The following is a 17,238-nucleotide window of genomic DNA, read 5'->3' on the forward strand; positions in this document are numbered from 1 at the left end:
CCTGACATGAAGAAACTCGTTCTGACCGGCGCGGCCGGACGCCTCGGCTCCTACCTGCGCGAACCGCTGTCGAAACTGGCGGATGAACTCGTCTCGACCGACATCGCCGAAGGTGTGGGCAAGCTCTACCCGGGCGAACGCTACGTGCAGGCCGACCTGGCCGATCTCGACGCGATGCTGGCCGTGCTGGAGGGCGCCGACATGGTGGTGCATTTCGGCGCGATCGGTGACGAGGCGCCGTTCGACCAGATCCTGCAATCCAACATCGTCGGCGCCTACACCGTGTGGGAGGCCGCGCACCGCCACGGGCTGCGCCGGGTGGTCTACGCCAGCTCGATCCACGCCGTCGGCATGTACCCGCGCCAGCAGTTCATCGGCACCGACGTGCCGCACCGCCCGGACACCTTCTATGGTCTCGCCAAGTGCTTTGCCGAGGACCTGGGCCGGCTCTACTGGGAAAAGCGCGGGCTGGAGTCGGTCTGCCTGCGCATCCTGTCCTGCGCGCAGGTCACCAGCGCCCGGGCGCTGGGCACCTGGCTCAGCTATGACGACCTGATCCAGATAGTCACACGCGCCATCGACACGCCGACGACCGGCTTTAGCGTGGTCTACGGCGTGTCGAACAACGACCGCGCCCCGGTGGACAATTCCGCCGCGCAGTTCCTCGGCTACCGGCCGAAGGACAACGCAGAAAAGTACGCCGCCGAGATCCTCGCCCAGGAAGGCCCCGCCGACCCGACCAACCCCGAGCATATGTGCCACGGCGGCGTCTTTGCCGTGGTCCCTCTGGGCGAAAGCGGCACGGCGCGGATGAAGATCGTCGACGACCGCAAGGACAGCTGAGACGGCGAAACCGCCCGCGCCCACCGCGATGAGGGCGCGGGCCTGTCGGACGGCCCGTCAGCCAGTCGGGTCGAACGCCAGCATCTTGCGCAGCAGCCGGCGCAGCTCGGCCGCTTCGGCGGGGCTCAGCCCCGTCGCGGCGCGCGCCTCGTGCGCTTCGAAGGTGTCCATCAGGCCGCGCACCCGTTCTGCCCCCGCCTCGGTCAGGCGCAGTTCCATCGCGCGCCTGTCGTCCTCGGGCACGCGCCGGACGACCAGCCCGTCACGCTCCATCTGGCCGACCATCTTGGTCATGTGCGCGCGCTTGATCATCAGCGCCCGCGCCAGGTGCCCTTGCCGGATGCCGGGATTGTCGCGCAGCAGCATCAGCACCGACAATTCGCCCGGCCGCACACCGGCCCCCTCGAAGGCGGCAAAGAAATCGGCAAAGCTGCGCAGCTGCGCCAGCCGCAGCAAAAAGCCGACCGACCCGTAAAGCGGGCCATAGTTGACCGCAGGCTGCGCGCCGCTGTCGGGCCGGTCCTTCGCGCTCATCTCGTGCCCCTGTCCCCGCCACGCCGGACAGGCCCGTCGCCCGCCGTGGAAATCGCCCCTGCCCGGCGCATCGCCGTCTCCTGCCGCTGGTGTCACCATTGTTTCCCAGCAGACAATATTTTCCGGCCAAGTCAACAACCGCGCGCAGCATGGGGGCGCGGCGCGGTGCGGCATCCTCCCTTGCACCCCCGCGCCCACCCCGCGATAGTCGGGCGTCACAGGAATCCGGAAATGTCGATGGACATGCAATTGGTTGCCAGGTGCCGCAACGTCGGCACGCTCTACCCGACCGGCTACGACGAAGACCCGGACCGGCTGGGCGGCATCCTGGTCGACCGGCTGGACATCGCCGCCGGCGGGGTGGTGGCGATCATGGGGCCATCCGGATCGGGCAAGTCCACGCTGCTGAGCCTGCTGAGCGGGCTGAAGGGGGAAAACACCGTCTCCGCGCAGGCAGGCGCATCGGAACTGACCCTGCTGCCCGGCTCTCCCGACGCCGCCGACCTGCTGGCCCATGACGTGCCCCGCGCCGGCACCGTCGGCTTTGTCTTCCAGGACTCGCACCTGATGAAAAGCCTGTCGGTCGCGCTGAACACCGACATGGCGCGCGTGCTGACGCACCCGAGGCTGGACCGGGACACCTTTGCCGCGCTGATGCGCGATTTCGGTCTGGTCCGGGACCAGTCCGAGGACAGCGGCGCGCAGGCGCTGCGCAAGACGCCCGTGGCGACCCTGTCGGGCGGCCAGCAGCAGCGCGTCGCCGTGGCCCGCGCGCTGGCCGCCGAACCGCGCCTGATCTTCTGCGACGAACCGACCAGCAGCCTGGACCCCAGGACCGCGCGCCGCATCATGACCCGGCTGCGCGACTGGGCGCGCGGCGCGGGCGCCACCGTGCTCTGGGTGACCCATGACGAGGATCTCGCGCTCGAGATCGCCGATGCCATCCTCTGCGTCGCCGATGGGCGGGTGCTGTCGGACGATGGCCGCCCGCGCGCCCTGCCGCCCGAGGCCGGTGCCGATGCGCGCCGCGCCCTGCTCGAGGACCTGCGCCGCCCCGCCCGCGACCTGCCCGCGCTGAGCCGGGACCTGATCGCCACACAAGGCCTGCTGCTGGACCCCACGGCGCGGCAGCGCGCCCAGGCCAACGCCGGCTCCGGCGCGCCGGTCCGGCGGGCGCATTTCAACCTGCCCGGCATCGCCCATTTCATCCTGCGCTTTGTCCTGGCCGAGCTGTTCCCCGCCCGCACCGGCAAGGCGCGCGGGACCGGCGCGCGGCACCTGCTCACGCTGCCGCTGCGCTTCAGCCGGCCGACCTTTGCGCTGATCGTCCTGCTGGGCATCCTCGCCGCCTATGCCACGCTGTTCGGGTTGGCCCTGCTTGACGCCAAGTTCGCCCGCGACCTGTCGCGCCCCGAGGTGTCGCATTACACGCTGGAGCGGTTTGGCGACGTGGCCAGCGGCGCCGACGACCTGCTGTCGCTCAGGGCGCTCAGGCGCATGGAGGACGACCTGTCGCAGCGCTTTGCCGCCCAGATCGCCGAGGGCGCGCGCCCGCCGCAGGTCTTTGGCCGCCGGCTGGAGCTGAGCGCCCGCACCGCAGACCTGCGCGGCGGCTGCGAGGACGCGCGCAACCGCGCAGGCAACGCCGTGCTTGTGGTCTTTGACCATGACGAGCCGCTGTTTCGCGACCTCGCCGTGACCGGCGGCGGCAGCATCGGCGCGACGCCCCCCGCCGACCTGCGCGGTACGGCCTTCGTCACCCCGGATTTCCTGCAACGCCGCCTGGGCATCGGCCCCGGCGACCCGGTGCCCGAAGCCTTCTGCCTCGGCAGCGAAAAGAACCTGGCGCGGGTCCAAATCGCCGGCCTGCTGCGCGACATCCCCGGCTCGCGCGTGCTGAGCGCCGAGATCGCCATGACCAACGACGCCTGGCTGCGCATCATGAAAGAGCCGGACATGAAACCCAACAGCTGGGGCAGCGGCTGGCCGCCGTTCGAAAGCGCCGCGCTCTACTTCGACGCCGAATATGCCGAGCCGCTGTTCTGCACCATCGACGAATGCGAAGGCCGCCCCGACCTGTTCGACCGGGTCTACGGCCCCAGTTACAAGCTGAACGACGACGCGCTGGCGCAGGTGCGTCGGCTGTTGTCCATCGCGTTGGGCAGCCGCCAGTTGCTGATTGCGGTGGTGCTGGCCATGGCGGTCAGCATCGGCATCGCGGTGGCGCTGTCGGTGCAGGCCTTCATCGCCTCGAACGAACGCTTTCTCAGCATCATGCGGGCGGTGGGCTACCGGCTGGGCCACATCGCCCTGCTGATGGTGGCCGAACTGCTGGTGATCACGCTGGTCGCGGCGGCGGTGGCGGTGGGCGTGCTGGCGGCGCTGCACGGGGTCTTTGCCGACGACGTCGCCCGCATCTGGGACCTGGAGCCGGGTTGGCTCACCTGGTCGCCCGCAACGACCTTCCGGGCCATCACATTCGCGTTCTACGTGGTGGCCGGCGTCGGGCTCTGCGTGGTGGGCTGGTGGTGGGCCTCGCACCGCCACGTTGGACAGAAACTTCAGGGTGTGTGACCCTTGGCGCGCGACGCGCCAGACGAAAGGAGACCGGCCATGAGACATGTGACCTTCCCGGCGCTGATCGGCCTGGTCCTGGGCGCCGCGCCCGCGCTGGCGCAGGTGCCGCCGGTCTGCGACGCCGCCCTGATCGGGCTGGCGCAGGCGCGCATGGCCGCCGAACCGCAGGCCATGGCCTTTCTGCGCGATGCGACCCCGGTGCTGGACCCAGTGCCGCCCGCCGGCGCAGATGCCTACGGCGCGCTGTTCGGAACGGCCATGCAGGGCTCGCCTGACCCTCTCGACTTTTTCACCGACGGCGCCTTCGTTCACGACGCCTGCATCGAGGTCACAGGGACGCTCAAGACGACCCTGAAAAAGGTGCCCATCCGCTCCAACACCGGCCTGCCCGTGCCGGTCTCGATCTATGTGTTCCAGCAGGGCGACCTGGCGAAAAAGACGATAGCGGGATCGACCAGCGCCCAGACGAACCTGCGGGTCAAGACAGGGTCATTCCTGATCGACCCGGCCCTGCGCGGCGCGACACCCCGCCTGACCAGTGCCGAAGATGCGTTCAGGAACTTCGCCCTCTCCGCCTACGTCTCGCAGGACCAGGAGGCGACGCTGACCGGCAGCCTGGATCGTGCGGGCGATCACCAGTGGTTCGCGCTCGACCTGCGGCAGGGCGCGGGACGGCAGCTGGCGGCTGTGGTCTGCGACCAGCCCTGCGACGCCTACCTCGATGAGCTGAAGGCCCGCCTGCTGGCTGGCAGCGGCCCGGTTGTCGCGCGCCCCGCACCCGAGCCGCCCGATGGTCCGACACCGCCCCCCGCCGCGCCCGACTTCGCCGGTGACCGCCTGTCGGTCGTCGTCCTGACCCACGATGGCGCCATCACCGCGACCGAGGACATCGACCTTGCCGGATGGGTCGCGGCACAGGGGATCGACGATGCCGCCCGCCGCCTGTTGCAGGAGACCCTGACCGGCTTTCTCGGGCCCTCGGCGGCGCGCGACCTCTCGGCGCTGTTCGACCTTGGCCTGCTGGCCGAAGATCTGCGGCCGCTGGCCATCGACAGCACCGATCACGCCTACCGCATCATCCTGCGCCAGCCCGAACCGCCCGCGCCCGTCCTGCTGCGCGGCGTCGACGTGGTGCTGGCGCAGCCCTCCGGCAGCCCCGTGCTCGACCATTGCCGGATCGAGGTCGAAGTCAGCCACCCGGACCACGACCCGCTGATCCTCGACACCGTGCTGGACCTCGACAACACCGACCGGACCGAGTCGGGGGATGAGAAGTTCCTGCGCTTCTACACCCAGGCCCTGCCAGAGGCGCCGGTGCTGGCGGAACCCGTCGACAGCCTCAGCCTGCGGGTCTACCCGGCGGCCGATTTCGCGCTGTTCGAAGGGTCCCAGCCGAAACCGTCCAGCTGCACGCTCACCTGGGCCAACCGCTTTCCGAAACAGTCCTTCGAACTGGCCGAGGTCGACGTGCAGACCGCCCTGCCGGTGCTGCTGACCCGGGACGGCAAGGTCATCTTTCACAACGTGACGCTGCGCAGCACCGCGCGGCCGGTCTTTGTCCTGCTGTTCAACGCCACCGGGCTGACCGATTCCAACGGCGCGCCGCTCAACCCCGAGCTGTTTCCCGGCTGGAACACCCGGCGCGGCGGACGCGACCTGCAGGCGGCGCTGGGCATCATGGCGCGGGCCGCGCATGACCTCTTTTCCCGCCGGGTCGATGACATGTTCATCGCCGAAGCGGCAGGCGGGCTGGACAAGGGCTTTCTCGACAAGGTGCCGTTCGAGCGGGAGACGCTGGCGCGCATGGCGGCCAGCCTCAAACCCGGCGAGGTCGGCCCCTTCAACCTGGAAAACGAGGTGCGCAACCTCGCCAATTCCACCGCCGCCCTGCCCCGCTTTGTCATCCTCGGCCGCTCCGGCCTGCCGCGCGACACCGATTACTGCGCCACCATCCCCGACATCCCCGAGGACGCACTGGCCGGGTCGCTTCTGATCGACTTTCTCAGCCGCGACGCCACATTCGACCTGTCGCCCGCCGCGCAAAAGGGCCTGATCGACCCACCGGGACCGGAAACCTTTGCCACGGCCGCCGCGCGCCTGGCCGCGCGCTGCCCGGACGACGGCAGCGGGCTTGTCCACTGGGTCATCACGCCCGACACCGCCGACGCGCTGGCGCTGCTGGACAACCTCGAAACCGTCGCGACCTACATCTTTGGAGGCCTCGAATGATCCGCCTTGCCTGCCTTGCCCTCGCCCTTGCGGGACTGGCCGACACCGCTGCCGCGCAGAACGCCGCCAGTTTCGTCAGCCGCGACGGCACCTGTGTGTCGGACCTCTACGAGGTCATCTCGGGGTTTGAACGCAGCGGCAACAGCGTCACCGTGCGCGCCCAGCAGATCAAGTCCGGCCCGCTGGCGGCGCAGCCGATGACGCAGTCGGTCATTCCGCCCTTCACCCCGGTGAAATGCTACGCCCGCAACGACGAGCTGGTGTTGATCCTGGCCGAAGAGGGCCAGAACTACTGCGGCTGGGTGCCCGCCACGGCGCTGCTGGGCGGCGGCGGGCAGGACGATGCCGCCTCGCCGTTTTCGCGCGGGCTGGCCTGCCCGACGCTGAAACCGCTGCAAGTGTCGGACTACTGCCGCAAGAAGGAGGCGCTGGGCAGCTATGAGGCGCTCTGCGAGGAGCTGCGCCAGGAGGACGGCGACTTTCAGCGCAACCCGATCGAGACCAAGTTCCTGACCTGGAACGCCGACGCCCTGAACCCCGCCGAACGCACCGCCGTCACCCGCTACGCGGAACCCGACCGGGCGCAGGCCCTGGCCGGGGACCTGTCGATCTTTTCGGTGTTCAAGGTCTGGGACGTGGCCGCCGGCCCGGACGGCGAGGATCTTTTCGTGCTGATCGGCCCGGACCAGAAGACCGTCGAAGGCTGGGTGCTGGAGCAGTCCGGCACGGTCTGGTTCTCGCGCCTGACCACCTTCTTCAACGGCGGTTCAAACGCGCCGATCCTGACCGAGGCCCCCGGCACCACCGCCGCCGAACCGCTGGCCGAGGTGCCGCCCAACCTGGCCGCCATGCTGTCGGCACCCGAGGATTTCGACAAGTACCCGGTGCTGGTCGACAACCGCGCGCCCGCCGCCATCGCCGGAACGACGCAGAAACCGCACCTGGAAATCGCCTTCATCGGCGCGCGCTGCGGCGAGGGGCAGCTGTGTTCCACCCCCGGAGGCGAACGCGTGGTGGACAAGATCGGCCTGCTCGATGCGGTCGACATCCTCTTCGTGATCGACGCCACCGCCTCGATGGAGGCCTATTTCCCCATCGTCGCCGAGGAGGTCGCCGAGATCGCGCTGGAACGCGCGTCGACCACCAACCGTTTCGGCGCGGTCCTGTACGGCGATTTCCTCGACCGCCGCGCCACCGCGCCGGGCGACCCGATGCAGATCCGGACCGCCGTCGACCTGACCGAGATCTATTCCGGTGACGAGTTCGAACCGCTGCTGTCGCAGCCGCTGTTTATCGCCGACGCGCTGGGCGACCGCCCCGAGGCCGCCTTTGCCGCCGTCGAACAGGCAATCCGCGCCGCCGACTGGCGCGATGAGGGCGTGCGCATCGTCGTCCACCTGGCCGACCACGGCGACCGGGCCGAGGCGCCGGAGTCGCTGGTGGCGCTGATGCAGGCGCAGAACGTCCTGTATGTCCCCATCGCCGTGCGCGGCGACTTCATCACGCAGGTCAACGGCGCCTTTGCCGCGCAGACCCAGCGCCTGCTGGACCGCAGCCGCGTCGACGGCGTGCCCATGGGGATCGACACGCAGGTGACCTATGACGCGAACGGCGCGCAGACCGGGGACGAGGCCCGCCTGCGCATCCGCCAGTCGCTGCGCGGCGCGACCGAATTGCAGGACGTCATCAGCACCCAGATCGCCAGCATCCTGCTGAGCGGCGAGGAAAGCACCATCGCCGAATCCAACCGCTATCCCCCCGGCTACGCCCAGCTGGTCGCCGCCGCGCGCAAGATCTACGGCATCGACCTCGACGACGTCCAGGGCTCGGCCGAGGCGCGGACGCTGGCCGCCAAGGGCTATGTCGAGGTGCCGCCGCAGGGCGATTCCGAGGACTGGGAGTTCTTCGCCGCGATCAGCCCGCGCGAGGTCAAGCTGCTGGCCGACCAGTTCGACATCCTGTGCAAGTCGATGCACGACAGCGGCGCCGAGGCCGACCTGTCCGGCGCGCTGCGCGAGGTGATCGAGATCCTGACCGGCGATGTGCTGTCGCGCGACAACGCGCTCTACTTTGCCTATTTCGACAACCGCGACGACATCCCGCTGGTCAACCGCACCATCCTGGGCGAGGGCATCCTCGACCTCGGGCAGGACCTCAACAGCTTTTCCTCGGCCACCCGCGACAAGGTCGAAAGCTACCGGCGCGAAACCTGCCGCACCCGCAAGCTGCTGCAACTGATCGACTCCAACTACAGGGTGGACCGCCCGTATGAGACCGGGCCGGACGGCGCACCCGGTGACCTGGCCTGGGACGAGGCCGAACAGGACTACGACGACCTGCGCGCGCGCAAGTTCACCTGGCCGCGCATCGGCATCGGCAACGTGCAGACGGTCTACCTGCCGCTGAGCTACCTGCCCCGCCCCTATGACGAGATCGCGGTGCGATGAGTCCCCTGACACCGGTGCAGAACGCGGGCCCCTACTACCATTTCCGCAGCCGGACCCGCTATGCGCAGGCGCGGGCGGACCTGCTGGGCTGGTACATCGCCGAGAGGCGGCCCGATCCGGATGCGCCCTTTAATCTGGCCGCTTTTTCGGCACGGATGTCGCAGGACAGCCCGCTGCTGACGGCCTTGCAGGCGCGCGGCGACGCCCCCGCGACATTGGGCGCGGCGCTGGCCTACCTGCGCGGCTGCCTGTCGGTGTCCGAACAGACCTGGCCGCAGGCCGAAGGCTTTGAAACCGCGCTGGCCGGGGTCCTGGCCGGGCGCGAAAGCCCGGATCGGCCGGCCGAACCCGCCCCTGTCACGCCGCCGCCCGAACCGCCTGACGCGGCCTCTGCCCCCCGCCGTCGACGCCCCCTGCGGCGGCTGGTCCTGCTGCTCCTGCTGCTGGCCGGCGGCTGGATCGGCTGGCGCCTGGCCGAGGTGACGCAGGAACGGCTGGCCCTGGCGCAGCGGTTGGACCGAACCCTGCCGGAGTTCGTGGACGCCCTGTCCGGCCTGTCGCTGACGCTGCCGGGCTATGCCTCCAGCTGCCTCGACCCCCGCACCTACACATGCGACGTCACCGCCCCCGGCCATGCCTATGATACCGAGGTCCGCGCCGACCTGCGCGCCGCCTACGACGGGGCCAATCGCCTGCTGGCCGGGCTGGCCCCGCTGGCGCAGGAGGGCACGCCCGCCTGGTTCGTCTCGGCCCCCGGCAGCGACTGCCCGCTGGACGGCGCGGATGTGCTGGACAGCGACCGCGCGCTGGTCGCCGGGCTGTGCCGCTTTCGCGAGCGGCTGACCGAATACACGCTCTGCCTCGAAGGGCACCCGGCGATCACCGAACGCCAGTGCACCGACCTGCTGCGGTTGGCCATCGCCGACACGCTGTTCGACTGCACCGATTGCCCCGCCCGCCCGGCCAACGTCTTCAACCAGCGGCTGGAATGGCAGCGCGAGGTGCAGGCGGCGGCAGGGCTTGCGGTGGCGGCGGGACAGATGGCGGCACCGGGGCGGGTGCTGTCCATCGCCTTCCGGCGACTGGAACAGGACGTCGCCTGGGCGCGCGACACCGGGCAGACCTGGGCCGCAGACCTGCGCCGCTAGCGCGCCGCCCCTGCCGCCAGCCCCCAGACCGCGCCCAGGACGGGTACCGCCAGAGGCCACAGCGCCAGCGGCGGCGTCAGGCCCGGCGGGGTCAGCAGGTGCAGAAGACCCAGGTGCAGCACGGCGGCGATCAACCCGGCGACGGCGCGCTCTCCAATGGACCCGCCGCCCAGGCATAGCAGCGCCGACAGCACCGCCGCCGCCAGGCAGCCCGCCATGAACATCTGTGCCGGGCCAAACGCATCGACCTGCGGCCCCATGGTGAACACCAGCCCGCCCAGCAGCACCGCCAGCGCCGCCGCCGGCACGGCCCGCGCCGCCTGTCCCGGCGCGGCGACTGCCAGCAGCACGACCAGCGCCGCGAGGCTGCCAAGCCAGCCGCCCGCCCGGAACGGCAAAGGCGCAATCCCCTGCCGCAGCGCCACGAGCCCCAGCAGAGCCAGCGCCAGCCACCCTGCCCGCAAGGCCCAGGGGCGGACCCACCTCATGGCTGCGCCCCCTCGTCCAGCAGGCCCAGCAGCCCTTCCAGTTCCGCCGCGACTTCCGGCGCGCAGACCGGGCGCGGCGGCTGCATGAAACCGTCCAGCGCGGCGCGCGCCAGGTCGCCCCGGCGCGACAGCACACCCAGGTAGACCTGCGCCGATTGCAGGCCCGGCGCGGTCTCCGGCACGCGCAGCTGGCGTGACAGGTACAGCTCCAGGTGCGCCGCCACCCGGGGGCAAGGCTCCAGGTCGGCGATCCGCGCCAGCGCCGCCAGCAACTGCCGGAACTCCGCGCGGCAGGCTTCGGGCCGGGCAAAGGCGCCCGCCGCACCGCGCAAATGGTCGCCCTGCGCCAGCGCCAGCCGCAGTTCCAGCGCCAGGGCATTGAAAAACCGCGGCTCGATCTGCGCGGCCTCCTGCGCCAGCACCCGCGCCTCGGCCCCCCGCCCCTCGGCCTCGGCCTGCAAGGCGCGCAGGAACGGCAGGTCGCTGCGCACGAGGTCCGGCGTTTCGGCCGCCGCCATCACCGCCAAAGCGTCGGCAAAGCGGGGGTCAGCGATCTGCCCCGCCCGCACCGCCGCCAGCGCCACCTGCAACGCGGCGGCATAGCGCACGACGGGGTCCTCGGACGACATCAGCGGCGCGGCCATCGGCTGGACACCGTCGAGGGTCTCGGCCAGCGCGGCCAGCGCCAGCCCCCGGCGCACACCGTCATCGCCCACCGCGATCCCCGGACGGCGCAGAAAGACGGTGTCGGCATAGGGCTGGTCCGGGCCGCTCTGGCAACCGCGCTCCAGCTGCTCGCGCAGCGGCTGACACAGCGCGCCGCAGCCCGGCTCCTCGGGCGGCTGGACCGGCAGGGGCACGCAGGGGATCACCCGAAAGGCCGGGCATTGCTGCGCCTGCGCGCCGACGCCCGCCGCCAGCAGCGCCAGGACCGCCGGCAGCACCGCGCGGCGGCGTCTCACCGGCAGACCTCGACCCCGCTGTCGGCGGGACAGGTCGCCGGGTAGGTCGCGCACAGCAGGCGCGCGCTTTCGTCGGCGCGAGCGCGCTCGGCATCGTCCAGCGGCTTGGGCCAGGCCTTTTCGACCGCCTCGACCGCCGGTTCACCCTTCAGCAGGCTGTTGACCAGCACGTTCTGCCGCACCGGCCCCAAGCCTCCGAACAGCGCATCCTGCTCGATCAGGAAGAACGCCAGGTCGCCATCCGTGGGCAGCGCGGCGCAGGCGGTTTCCTCCGTGGCCGGCGGCGGCGGAGCGGGTGTTTCGGCATCGCGCAGCACCTCGTCGGTCTTGACCCGGTCGGGCGCGGACAGCAGGGCAAGGAAACGCGTGACCTCGGCGATCGGGTTGCCGGTGCAGGCGTTCAGGTCGAGGCTGGGCGCGGCCTCGCCCAGCACCTCGGCCGCGCGGGCGTTCAGCCGCTGCGCCGCCGCGCGGCACACGTCGGCGGGCTGCACCTCGCGCGCGTCCAGCGCCGCCTGCGCCGCCTCGACCTGCGCCTTCAGCGTGCCGTTCTCGGCCCGCAGCGCCGCGAGGTCGGTCCCAAGCCCGGCGGCGCGTTCCTCGGCCGCGGTGCACAGCCCGGCGTCCCCGGCATCGCACTGGGCAATCAGCCCCTTGACCTGCTCGCGGTAAAGCCGCGTCTGCCGGTCGAGAAAGTCGATGCAGCCGGTCAGGGTCAGATTGGCCGAAGCGCAGGTCACCGGCATCCGGTAGTCGCGGACAAAGGCCAGGCAGCGCGCCGCCGGCACATCGTTCAGCCGGCAATAGGTGTCAAAGGAAAACCCCGCGAGCACGGCCAGGCACTCCTCGGCCGACACGCCGGCCTCGGCGCAGATCGGCGGCAAAGGCACGGCATCGGCCTCGGCAGGCGGCGGCGCGGTTGGCGATGGCGCTTCGGCGGCCTCGACGGGATCCCCCTCAGGCGCGAGCACGGGTCCGTCCCCCGCCACAGCGGCGGGATCGCCATCGGGCGTGACCACAGGATCCCCCGCAGCGACAGGCACGGCGTCCGGTCCCGCCTCCGCCGGCGTCACGACAGGCGGCGCGGCGTCCGGCAGACTGTCACCCGCCTCCTGCGACAGACCCGGACCCGCCGCCAGCAGGCCGGCCAGCGCGCAGGCCGCCAGAAGGCGCGCGGCCCCTGCCGGCCCCCGTCCCCGCCACCGGATTTTGTCAGTTTCAAATGAAAAGGGCATTTGCTATTTCTACCTTAGAGGTCATTTTCAAACGGCTTGGTCAATTTGACAAGGATGGAAGTCATGTGCGCAAAATCACTTTGGACCTCTGCGGAGCATGCGCCCCGGGCGGCGCGTTTCGGCGGTGTCTTTCGGTCCCTTGGCGCACTTGCGCTCCTGTCGATGCTGACCGCCCTGCCCGCCGCCGCCCAGGACAGCGACGATCCCGTTGCGCGCGCCGTGGCCACCTGCCAGCAGGATGACACGCTGGACCGCTGCCCAAACTATTGCCAGGTGGCCTGCACGTCCACCGGTTTCCTGCTCGACCATACCGACGCCTGCGACGTGGCCATGGCCGCCCTGCCCGACGCGGACGAGGCCAGCTGCCCGGTGGCCAGCGACGAGGGCATCGTCACGCTCCAGGCCTGCATCGACGAGAAACGCAGCATCCCGCGCGAACCGGGCCGCGTCATCGAACGCAATCCCGAACGGCTGCGCCTGTTCAACGACTTCTTCTCCGACCGGCCGGACTGCGCCGCCTCCACCATCGCGCTCGAGGCGATGTTCGGCTGCCTCAGCGGCGAGACCAGCGTCGTGCAGCGCGATTACGAGGCGCTGGGCACGCTGGGCGTCGGTGCCGCACCGCTGACCGCCGACCGGCTGCGCGAACTCGCCTGCGCCATCGACGAGGACCGGCTGATCGAGATCGACATCGGCGCCTCCTCGCTCAGCGGCCGCGCCACCGAGCTCAGCGACAACCTGGGCGAGGTGTCGTCCTGCCGCCGCGCCTATGCCCAGTGGCTCGACGACCGCGCCGACACCTTCTGCGCCAGCAGCGATTTCCCCAACTGCGAGGCCGTCATCAGCCTGTTCCAGAGCGAGCTTCAGAACTCGCTCGACGGGGCAGAGGAACAGAACCGCCAGATCAGCGACGTGGTCGACAACCTCGAACGCGATCTTGGCGCCATTCTCAGCCTGGCCCTTGTCCCCGTTTCCGCCTGCCAGTGACCTGGCGCGCAAGCCCTTGATTTTACTCCAACCCTCATCGGGAGATGTCTCATGATCCGAACCTTTAAAGCCGCGCTTGGCGCTGCCGCGCTTGCCGCAGGGCTGGCCCTGTCCGGCCCCGTCCTGGCGCAGGACACCGAGGAGATCTCGCTGGCCAAGGTGATCGAGGACATCGCCGCCTCGCGGCAGGACACGCTGAGCCGGATCGACGCGCTGTCGGCGGACATCGACCTGGCCACGATCGAGCTGGCCGAGGCCGACAAGGCCTTTGACGCCATGATCGAGACCCTGCGCGCCCATGCCGCCGTGGGCGACCCGGACGGCTCTTACGTCGCCCGCCTGCAGGCGCTCGAAGAGGCCGCCAAGTCCGACGCCCAGGCCGCCAAGATCGCCGGTTTCCTCGATTTCGAAGAGGCCTTCCTCGAGGATGCGCAGATCTTCGCGGAACAGCGCGGTACCCTGATCGGCGAATTCGAGGCGCTGGAGCGCCGCATCCGCGCCGTCGAGGCCGAGCGCGAGCGCATCGTCTTCCTGATCAAGCTGCGCCGCTACGACCAGATTCAAAAGCTGTTCGACGAGGCCACCGGCATCATCCAGCAGGGCGCGGACCGCGTCGGCGCGGTCGAGGCGGCGTTGCGGCAGCGCGACCCGAACCTGGTCGAGAACTGAAGGTGCTCGGGCGGCTTGCCCTTGCCGCGCTGGTGCCCCTCGCGGGTGCCAGCGTCCTGACCTGCGCCGCTGCGGCTCCGGCGCGGGCCGATAGCCATGGCGCGGCCCAGACCCCGGATGAGACCGCCACCGCCCGCGCCGACCTGCGCGACAAGGCGGTCACGATGCAGGCCCAACTGGCGCTCATCGTCGCCGAACTGGACGCCGAGATCGCCACGCAGGAGGACGCCGCCGGCTTCGGCGCCTCCGAAGAGGTCCTGGCCCAGATCGACAGCCTGAAGGCGCGCCGCGACAGCTTTGCCGACCAACTGGCGCAGGTGCGCGCGCTGATCGCCGACCTGGACAGGGCGCAGTGACATGACAGGTCCGGTCGAGGACAGCCCGCCCCCGGCCCGGCCCTGGCGCAGCGCGCTGATCTGCGCCGCGCTGGTGGCGGTGACGCTGGCGGTGCTGCGCGACCTGGGCCTGGCCGACCCGCAGGCGCTGCTGGAGGCACCAACGGGCGACACCGGCAGCCCGCTGCTGACCCGCATCACCGGTGATCCGGTGCGGCTGGTCTTTGCCGCGGGCTGCGTCGCCGTCGCCCTCTTTGCGCTGGTCCAAAGCCTGTCGCTGGCCATCGACGCGCAGCTGGCCCGCGCCCCGCGCGCCCGCGCCGGCCTGCCGACCCTGCCGGCGCAGCTAGTCCGGCTGCTGGCGGGCCGCCGCCTGCACCCCGGTCACCCCGAACGCCGCCGCATGGACGCGCTGACCCTCGCCACCGAGGGCGACACCCTGGCCGATCCGCTGCGCATGGGGCTGACCGCCTTTCCGATGCTGGGGTTTCTCGGCACCGTCGTCGGCCTGTCAGGCGCGATCGAGTCGCTGCCCGCCGCCATCGGCAACCCCGACGCCCTGCAACCCGTGCTGTCCGAGCTGCACGTCGCCTTTGACACCACGCTGATCGGCCTGGTCGGCGCGCTGATCTGCCTTGCGGGGACCAAGACCATCGACCTCGGCTGGGACAGGCTGTCGCGCCTCGCCAGCTTGCGATGACCGCCCGCCTGCGCCGCAGCCGCCCGCAGGAGCGCGTGCCGGTGCTGGCCATGGTCGATGCCTTTGTCGGCGGCACGGCGATCCTGCTGATCCTCATCATCCTCGCCAGTAACCAGCAGGAGACGCAGGGCACCCAGCCGCAGGCCGACCTGGTGATGCGCTGCGCCGGAGGGCTGGTGACGATCACCCCGCCGCCCTGGACCGACCCGCCCCCGGCCGAGGCGCAGGAACCCGAGGCCGCCGCCGATTGGGCCGCCCTGCACCCCCGTCCGGACCGCCTGCTGCTGAACATCCGGCTGGAGGCCGACGCGCGGGAATACCGCTGCGCCACCCGCTTTCAGCGCGCCGCCGACCAGATGAACGACCTCACCGACGACACCGCCGCCCGCGACACCACGGCGGCGCGGGCGATCCTGACGGTGACACTGGTGCTGTCCCCGCCGCCCGCCGACACGGAGCCAAGGCCATGAGCCCGCTGCGCCTGGGGCGCAAATCCAGACGGGACGCGGAGGCCGACGACAGCTACCAGCTGGACGCCGTGGTGTCGCTGTTCGCCATGATCCTCGTCATCCTGGTGACCACCGCCGCCGCCTCGGCCATCGGCACCACGCGCTTTGCCTACCGCAGCGAGGACCCGCAGACCGCCCCGGTGCAGCCCGAAAGCCTCGCCGCCCCCTTCCCGCGGCTGGAGACCTGGATCCTGCGGCAGGGCGCGCTGATGCGGCTGGACTACGACGCCGCCGCGCGCCTTTTGGCCGAAAACATCGCGCGCGACCCGATGGCCGCCACCGACCCGGCGACCGGCATCGACCTGACGCTGATCCCCAGCCCGACCGAACCCGGCGCCTTCGACACCTTCGAGGTACTGCTGCCGCCCGGTCCCATCCCGGCCCCCGGCGGGGTGATCGCCGCCATCGTCGACCCGGCCGACGGTGACGCCGTGGCGGCCTGGGCGCGCGGGGCGCAACCGGCGCGGATCGCCGTCTTTGGCTCCGGCGTGACGGACCTGCCCGCGCTCAGCGCCGCCGCCGAGGCGGCCGGCCGCCCCGTCACCGTGCTGTTCCTGACCGGCAACCAGAAATTCGCGGAACGCCGCACCAGCGCCAGCTTTGGCTTTCGCGGCGTGCTGCGGTCCTACTGAGCGCGCTTTCACCATTCCGCCAAACTCTGTTTTGAAATCATGCGCCAAAGACCTTACATTTGGTCTCAGGCCATTTCGGGAGACCGCCATGAGATTTCGCGCCGCACGGACCGGCCTGGGGCCCGCCCTGGCGCTGATGCTGTCGGCCCAGGCCGCGCTGGCCGACGCCCATTCCGGCGCGCCCGAGGGCATCAGCCCGACCGAATCCGCCCTGGCCGACCTGCTGATCACCCTGGCCGAACTGGAACTCACCCTCACGCGCAACGGTGCCGCCGCCCTGCCGCCGCCACCCGATGGCGGCGACCTGCTGGACAGGGTCAACGCCCGGCTGACCCTGCTGGACGGCGTCCGCCCCGCGCCCGCACCCGACGCGCCCGACGCCGAAAAGCTGGCCGGCCTGCCCGCCCCCGAAAGCCCGGAGACGCCCCTGCCCGCCGCCGATGCGGCGCCGGATTCGCCCGCGCCGGACCCGGCCGCGCCGGATGCCGACTTCGACCCGATCGCCGCCGCGCTGGGGTTCTCGGACACCGCCGATCCACCCGACGCCCCAGAGCCGCCCGCGGCGCAGACCGACCCGCCGCCCGCCGCCCCGCCCGCGGGAGAGCCCTTTGTCGCCGTCTCGCTGAACGGCACCGCCGTGCACAGCCTGGTGATCGAGGACCTCACCGATGCGGACAAGGCAGCCATGCCCGACGCGTCGACCTGCCCGGAGCTGGGCGACTGGTTCCTCGCGCTGCCGCTCCAGCGCGACTTCAAGAGCGTCTTCGTGATCGAGGGCGAGTTTGTCCGCGTCTGCCGCGAACTGGGCCGCAACTGGCTGGTCAAGCGGGCCAACACCCGCGAACGCGCGCACCTGGTCAAACGCCCCGACTGAGCGCGACCCGGATCAGACCATATGGCCGACCCGCCCGACCAAAGTCGGATGAAACCGCCGCGCCCGCCG

16 protein-coding genes are annotated in these 17,238 nt (G+C 71.0%); 12 read left to right on the forward strand and 4 right to left on the reverse strand.

Translation table 11 applies throughout. The annotated features are described in order from the left end of the window. Window positions 1–6: 6 nt before the first annotated feature. Window positions 7–843: an NAD-dependent epimerase/dehydratase family protein gene (locus MAA8898_RS12220; protein ID WP_094021307.1), complete on the forward strand. Its 837-nt coding sequence runs from the start codon at window positions 7–9 to the stop codon at window positions 841–843. A 57-nt stretch (window positions 844–900) separates the two neighbouring features. Here the strand turns inward: MAA8898_RS12220 and MAA8898_RS12225 are convergent, their stop codons facing one another. After that, on the reverse strand, window positions 901–1,377 hold the full coding sequence (locus tag MAA8898_RS12225) for a MarR family winged helix-turn-helix transcriptional regulator (RefSeq protein ID WP_094021308.1): 477 nt from the start codon (window positions 1,375–1,377) through the stop codon (window positions 901–903). Window positions 1,378–1,614: 237 nt separating this feature from the next. Between MAA8898_RS12225 and MAA8898_RS12230 the strand changes: the two genes are divergently transcribed. The 4 genes from MAA8898_RS12230 to MAA8898_RS12245 are packed head-to-tail and all read left to right on the forward strand — an operon-like array spanning window position 1,615 to window position 9,778. Further along, a complete protein-coding gene (locus MAA8898_RS12230) occupies window positions 1,615–3,951 on the forward strand; it encodes an ATP-binding cassette domain-containing protein (RefSeq protein ID WP_176445143.1) in 2,337 nt (778 codons plus the stop codon). A gap of 39 nt (window positions 3,952–3,990) precedes the next feature. Continuing rightward, a complete protein-coding gene (locus tag MAA8898_RS12235; RefSeq protein ID WP_094021310.1) occupies window positions 3,991–6,183 on the forward strand; it encodes a hypothetical protein in 2,193 nt (730 codons plus the stop codon). Then, window positions 6,180–8,630, forward strand: coding sequence for a vWA domain-containing protein (locus MAA8898_RS12240; RefSeq protein WP_094021311.1), 2,451 nt, complete (start codon window positions 6,180–6,182; stop codon window positions 8,628–8,630). Before MAA8898_RS12235 ends, MAA8898_RS12240 begins: the two co-directional genes overlap by 4 nt. Beyond that, window positions 8,627–9,778, forward strand: a complete 1,152-nt coding sequence (locus MAA8898_RS12245) for a hypothetical protein (protein WP_094021312.1) — start codon at window positions 8,627–8,629, stop codon at window positions 9,776–9,778. Before MAA8898_RS12240 ends, MAA8898_RS12245 begins: the two co-directional genes overlap by 4 nt. Here MAA8898_RS12245 and MAA8898_RS12250 read toward each other — a convergent pair. From MAA8898_RS12250 to MAA8898_RS12260, 3 genes are read right to left on the reverse strand one after another with little or no spacing between them, the layout of a single operon-like run. Next, window positions 9,775–10,266 (reverse strand): hypothetical protein, encoded by a 492-nt coding sequence (locus tag MAA8898_RS12250; RefSeq protein WP_094021313.1) that lies wholly within the window; start codon window positions 10,264–10,266, stop codon window positions 9,775–9,777. The genes MAA8898_RS12245 and MAA8898_RS12250 overlap by 4 nt on opposite strands. Further along, a complete protein-coding gene (locus tag MAA8898_RS27080) occupies window positions 10,263–11,228 on the reverse strand; it encodes a hypothetical protein (protein WP_094021314.1) in 966 nt (321 codons plus the stop codon). The genes MAA8898_RS12250 and MAA8898_RS27080 overlap by 4 nt, the downstream gene beginning before the upstream one ends. Beyond that, window positions 11,225–12,199, reverse strand: coding sequence for a hypothetical protein (locus MAA8898_RS12260; protein WP_141194840.1), 975 nt, complete (start codon window positions 12,197–12,199; stop codon window positions 11,225–11,227). The genes MAA8898_RS27080 and MAA8898_RS12260 overlap by 4 nt, the downstream gene beginning before the upstream one ends. Window positions 12,200–12,625: 426 nt before the next feature. Between MAA8898_RS12260 and MAA8898_RS12265 the strand changes: the two genes are divergently transcribed. The 7 genes from MAA8898_RS12265 (at window position 12,626) to MAA8898_RS12295 (ending at window position 17,169) form a co-directional block, all read left to right on the forward strand. After that, window positions 12,626–13,450 (forward strand): hypothetical protein, encoded by an 825-nt coding sequence (locus tag MAA8898_RS12265; protein WP_141194841.1) that lies wholly within the window; start codon window positions 12,626–12,628, stop codon window positions 13,448–13,450. 51 nt (window positions 13,451–13,501) lie between these two features. Further along, a complete protein-coding gene (locus tag MAA8898_RS12270) occupies window positions 13,502–14,119 on the forward strand; it encodes a hypothetical protein (protein WP_094021317.1) in 618 nt (205 codons plus the stop codon). A gap of 2 nt (window positions 14,120–14,121) precedes the next feature. Next, window positions 14,122–14,475 (forward strand): hypothetical protein, encoded by a 354-nt coding sequence (locus MAA8898_RS12275; protein WP_094021318.1) that lies wholly within the window; start codon window positions 14,122–14,124, stop codon window positions 14,473–14,475. 1 nt (window position 14,476) lies between these two features. After that, the gene (locus MAA8898_RS12280; protein WP_094021319.1) at window positions 14,477–15,154 is read left to right on the forward strand and encodes a MotA/TolQ/ExbB proton channel family protein; all 678 of its coding nucleotides are present in this window, start codon (window positions 14,477–14,479) and stop codon (window positions 15,152–15,154) included. Next, window positions 15,151–15,624 (forward strand): hypothetical protein, encoded by a 474-nt coding sequence (locus tag MAA8898_RS12285; protein ID WP_094021320.1) that lies wholly within the window; start codon window positions 15,151–15,153, stop codon window positions 15,622–15,624. The genes MAA8898_RS12280 and MAA8898_RS12285 overlap by 4 nt, the downstream gene beginning before the upstream one ends. Continuing rightward, on the forward strand, window positions 15,621–16,295 hold the full coding sequence (locus MAA8898_RS12290; RefSeq protein WP_094021321.1) for a hypothetical protein: 675 nt from the start codon (window positions 15,621–15,623) through the stop codon (window positions 16,293–16,295). Before MAA8898_RS12285 ends, MAA8898_RS12290 begins: the two co-directional genes overlap by 4 nt. A gap of 88 nt (window positions 16,296–16,383) precedes the next feature. Continuing rightward, window positions 16,384–17,169, forward strand: coding sequence for a hypothetical protein (locus MAA8898_RS12295; RefSeq protein ID WP_094021322.1), 786 nt, complete (start codon window positions 16,384–16,386; stop codon window positions 17,167–17,169). Window positions 17,170–17,238: the final 69 nt, after the last annotated feature.

Source organism: Antarctobacter aquimaris (assembly GCF_900184945.1).
GTDB lineage: Bacteria > Pseudomonadota > Alphaproteobacteria > Rhodobacterales > Rhodobacteraceae > Maliponia > Maliponia aquimaris.

Bases quoted from the DNA above. Each gene is read 5' to 3' on its own strand.
- MAA8898_RS12235 (WP_094021310.1), top strand. From the start codon at position 3,991: ATGAGACATGTGACCTTCCCGGCGCTGATCGGCCTGGTCCTGGGCGCC.
- MAA8898_RS12295 (WP_094021322.1), top strand. From the start codon at position 16,384: ATGAGATTTCGCGCCGCACGGACCGGCCTGGGGCCCGCCCTGGCGCTG.
- MAA8898_RS12270 (WP_094021317.1), top strand. From the start codon at position 13,502: ATGATCCGAACCTTTAAAGCCGCGCTTGGCGCTGCCGCGCTTGCCGCA.
- MAA8898_RS12280 (WP_094021319.1), top strand. From the start codon at position 14,477: ATGACAGGTCCGGTCGAGGACAGCCCGCCCCCGGCCCGGCCCTGGCGC.
- MAA8898_RS12290 (WP_094021321.1), top strand. From the start codon at position 15,621: ATGAGCCCGCTGCGCCTGGGGCGCAAATCCAGACGGGACGCGGAGGCC.
- MAA8898_RS12240 (WP_094021311.1), top strand. From the start codon at position 6,180: ATGATCCGCCTTGCCTGCCTTGCCCTCGCCCTTGCGGGACTGGCCGAC.
- MAA8898_RS12230 (WP_176445143.1), top strand. From the start codon at position 1,615: ATGGACATGCAATTGGTTGCCAGGTGCCGCAACGTCGGCACGCTCTAC.
- MAA8898_RS12225 (WP_094021308.1), bottom strand. From the start codon at position 1,377: ATGAGCGCGAAGGACCGGCCCGACAGCGGCGCGCAGCCTGCGGTCAAC.
- MAA8898_RS12245 (WP_094021312.1), top strand. From the start codon at position 8,627: ATGAGTCCCCTGACACCGGTGCAGAACGCGGGCCCCTACTACCATTTC.
- MAA8898_RS12285 (WP_094021320.1), top strand. From the start codon at position 15,151: ATGACCGCCCGCCTGCGCCGCAGCCGCCCGCAGGAGCGCGTGCCGGTG.
- MAA8898_RS12220 (WP_094021307.1), top strand. From the start codon at position 7: ATGAAGAAACTCGTTCTGACCGGCGCGGCCGGACGCCTCGGCTCCTAC.
- MAA8898_RS12250 (WP_094021313.1), bottom strand. From the start codon at position 10,266: ATGAGGTGGGTCCGCCCCTGGGCCTTGCGGGCAGGGTGGCTGGCGCTG.
- MAA8898_RS12265 (WP_141194841.1), top strand. From the start codon at position 12,626: ATGCTGACCGCCCTGCCCGCCGCCGCCCAGGACAGCGACGATCCCGTT.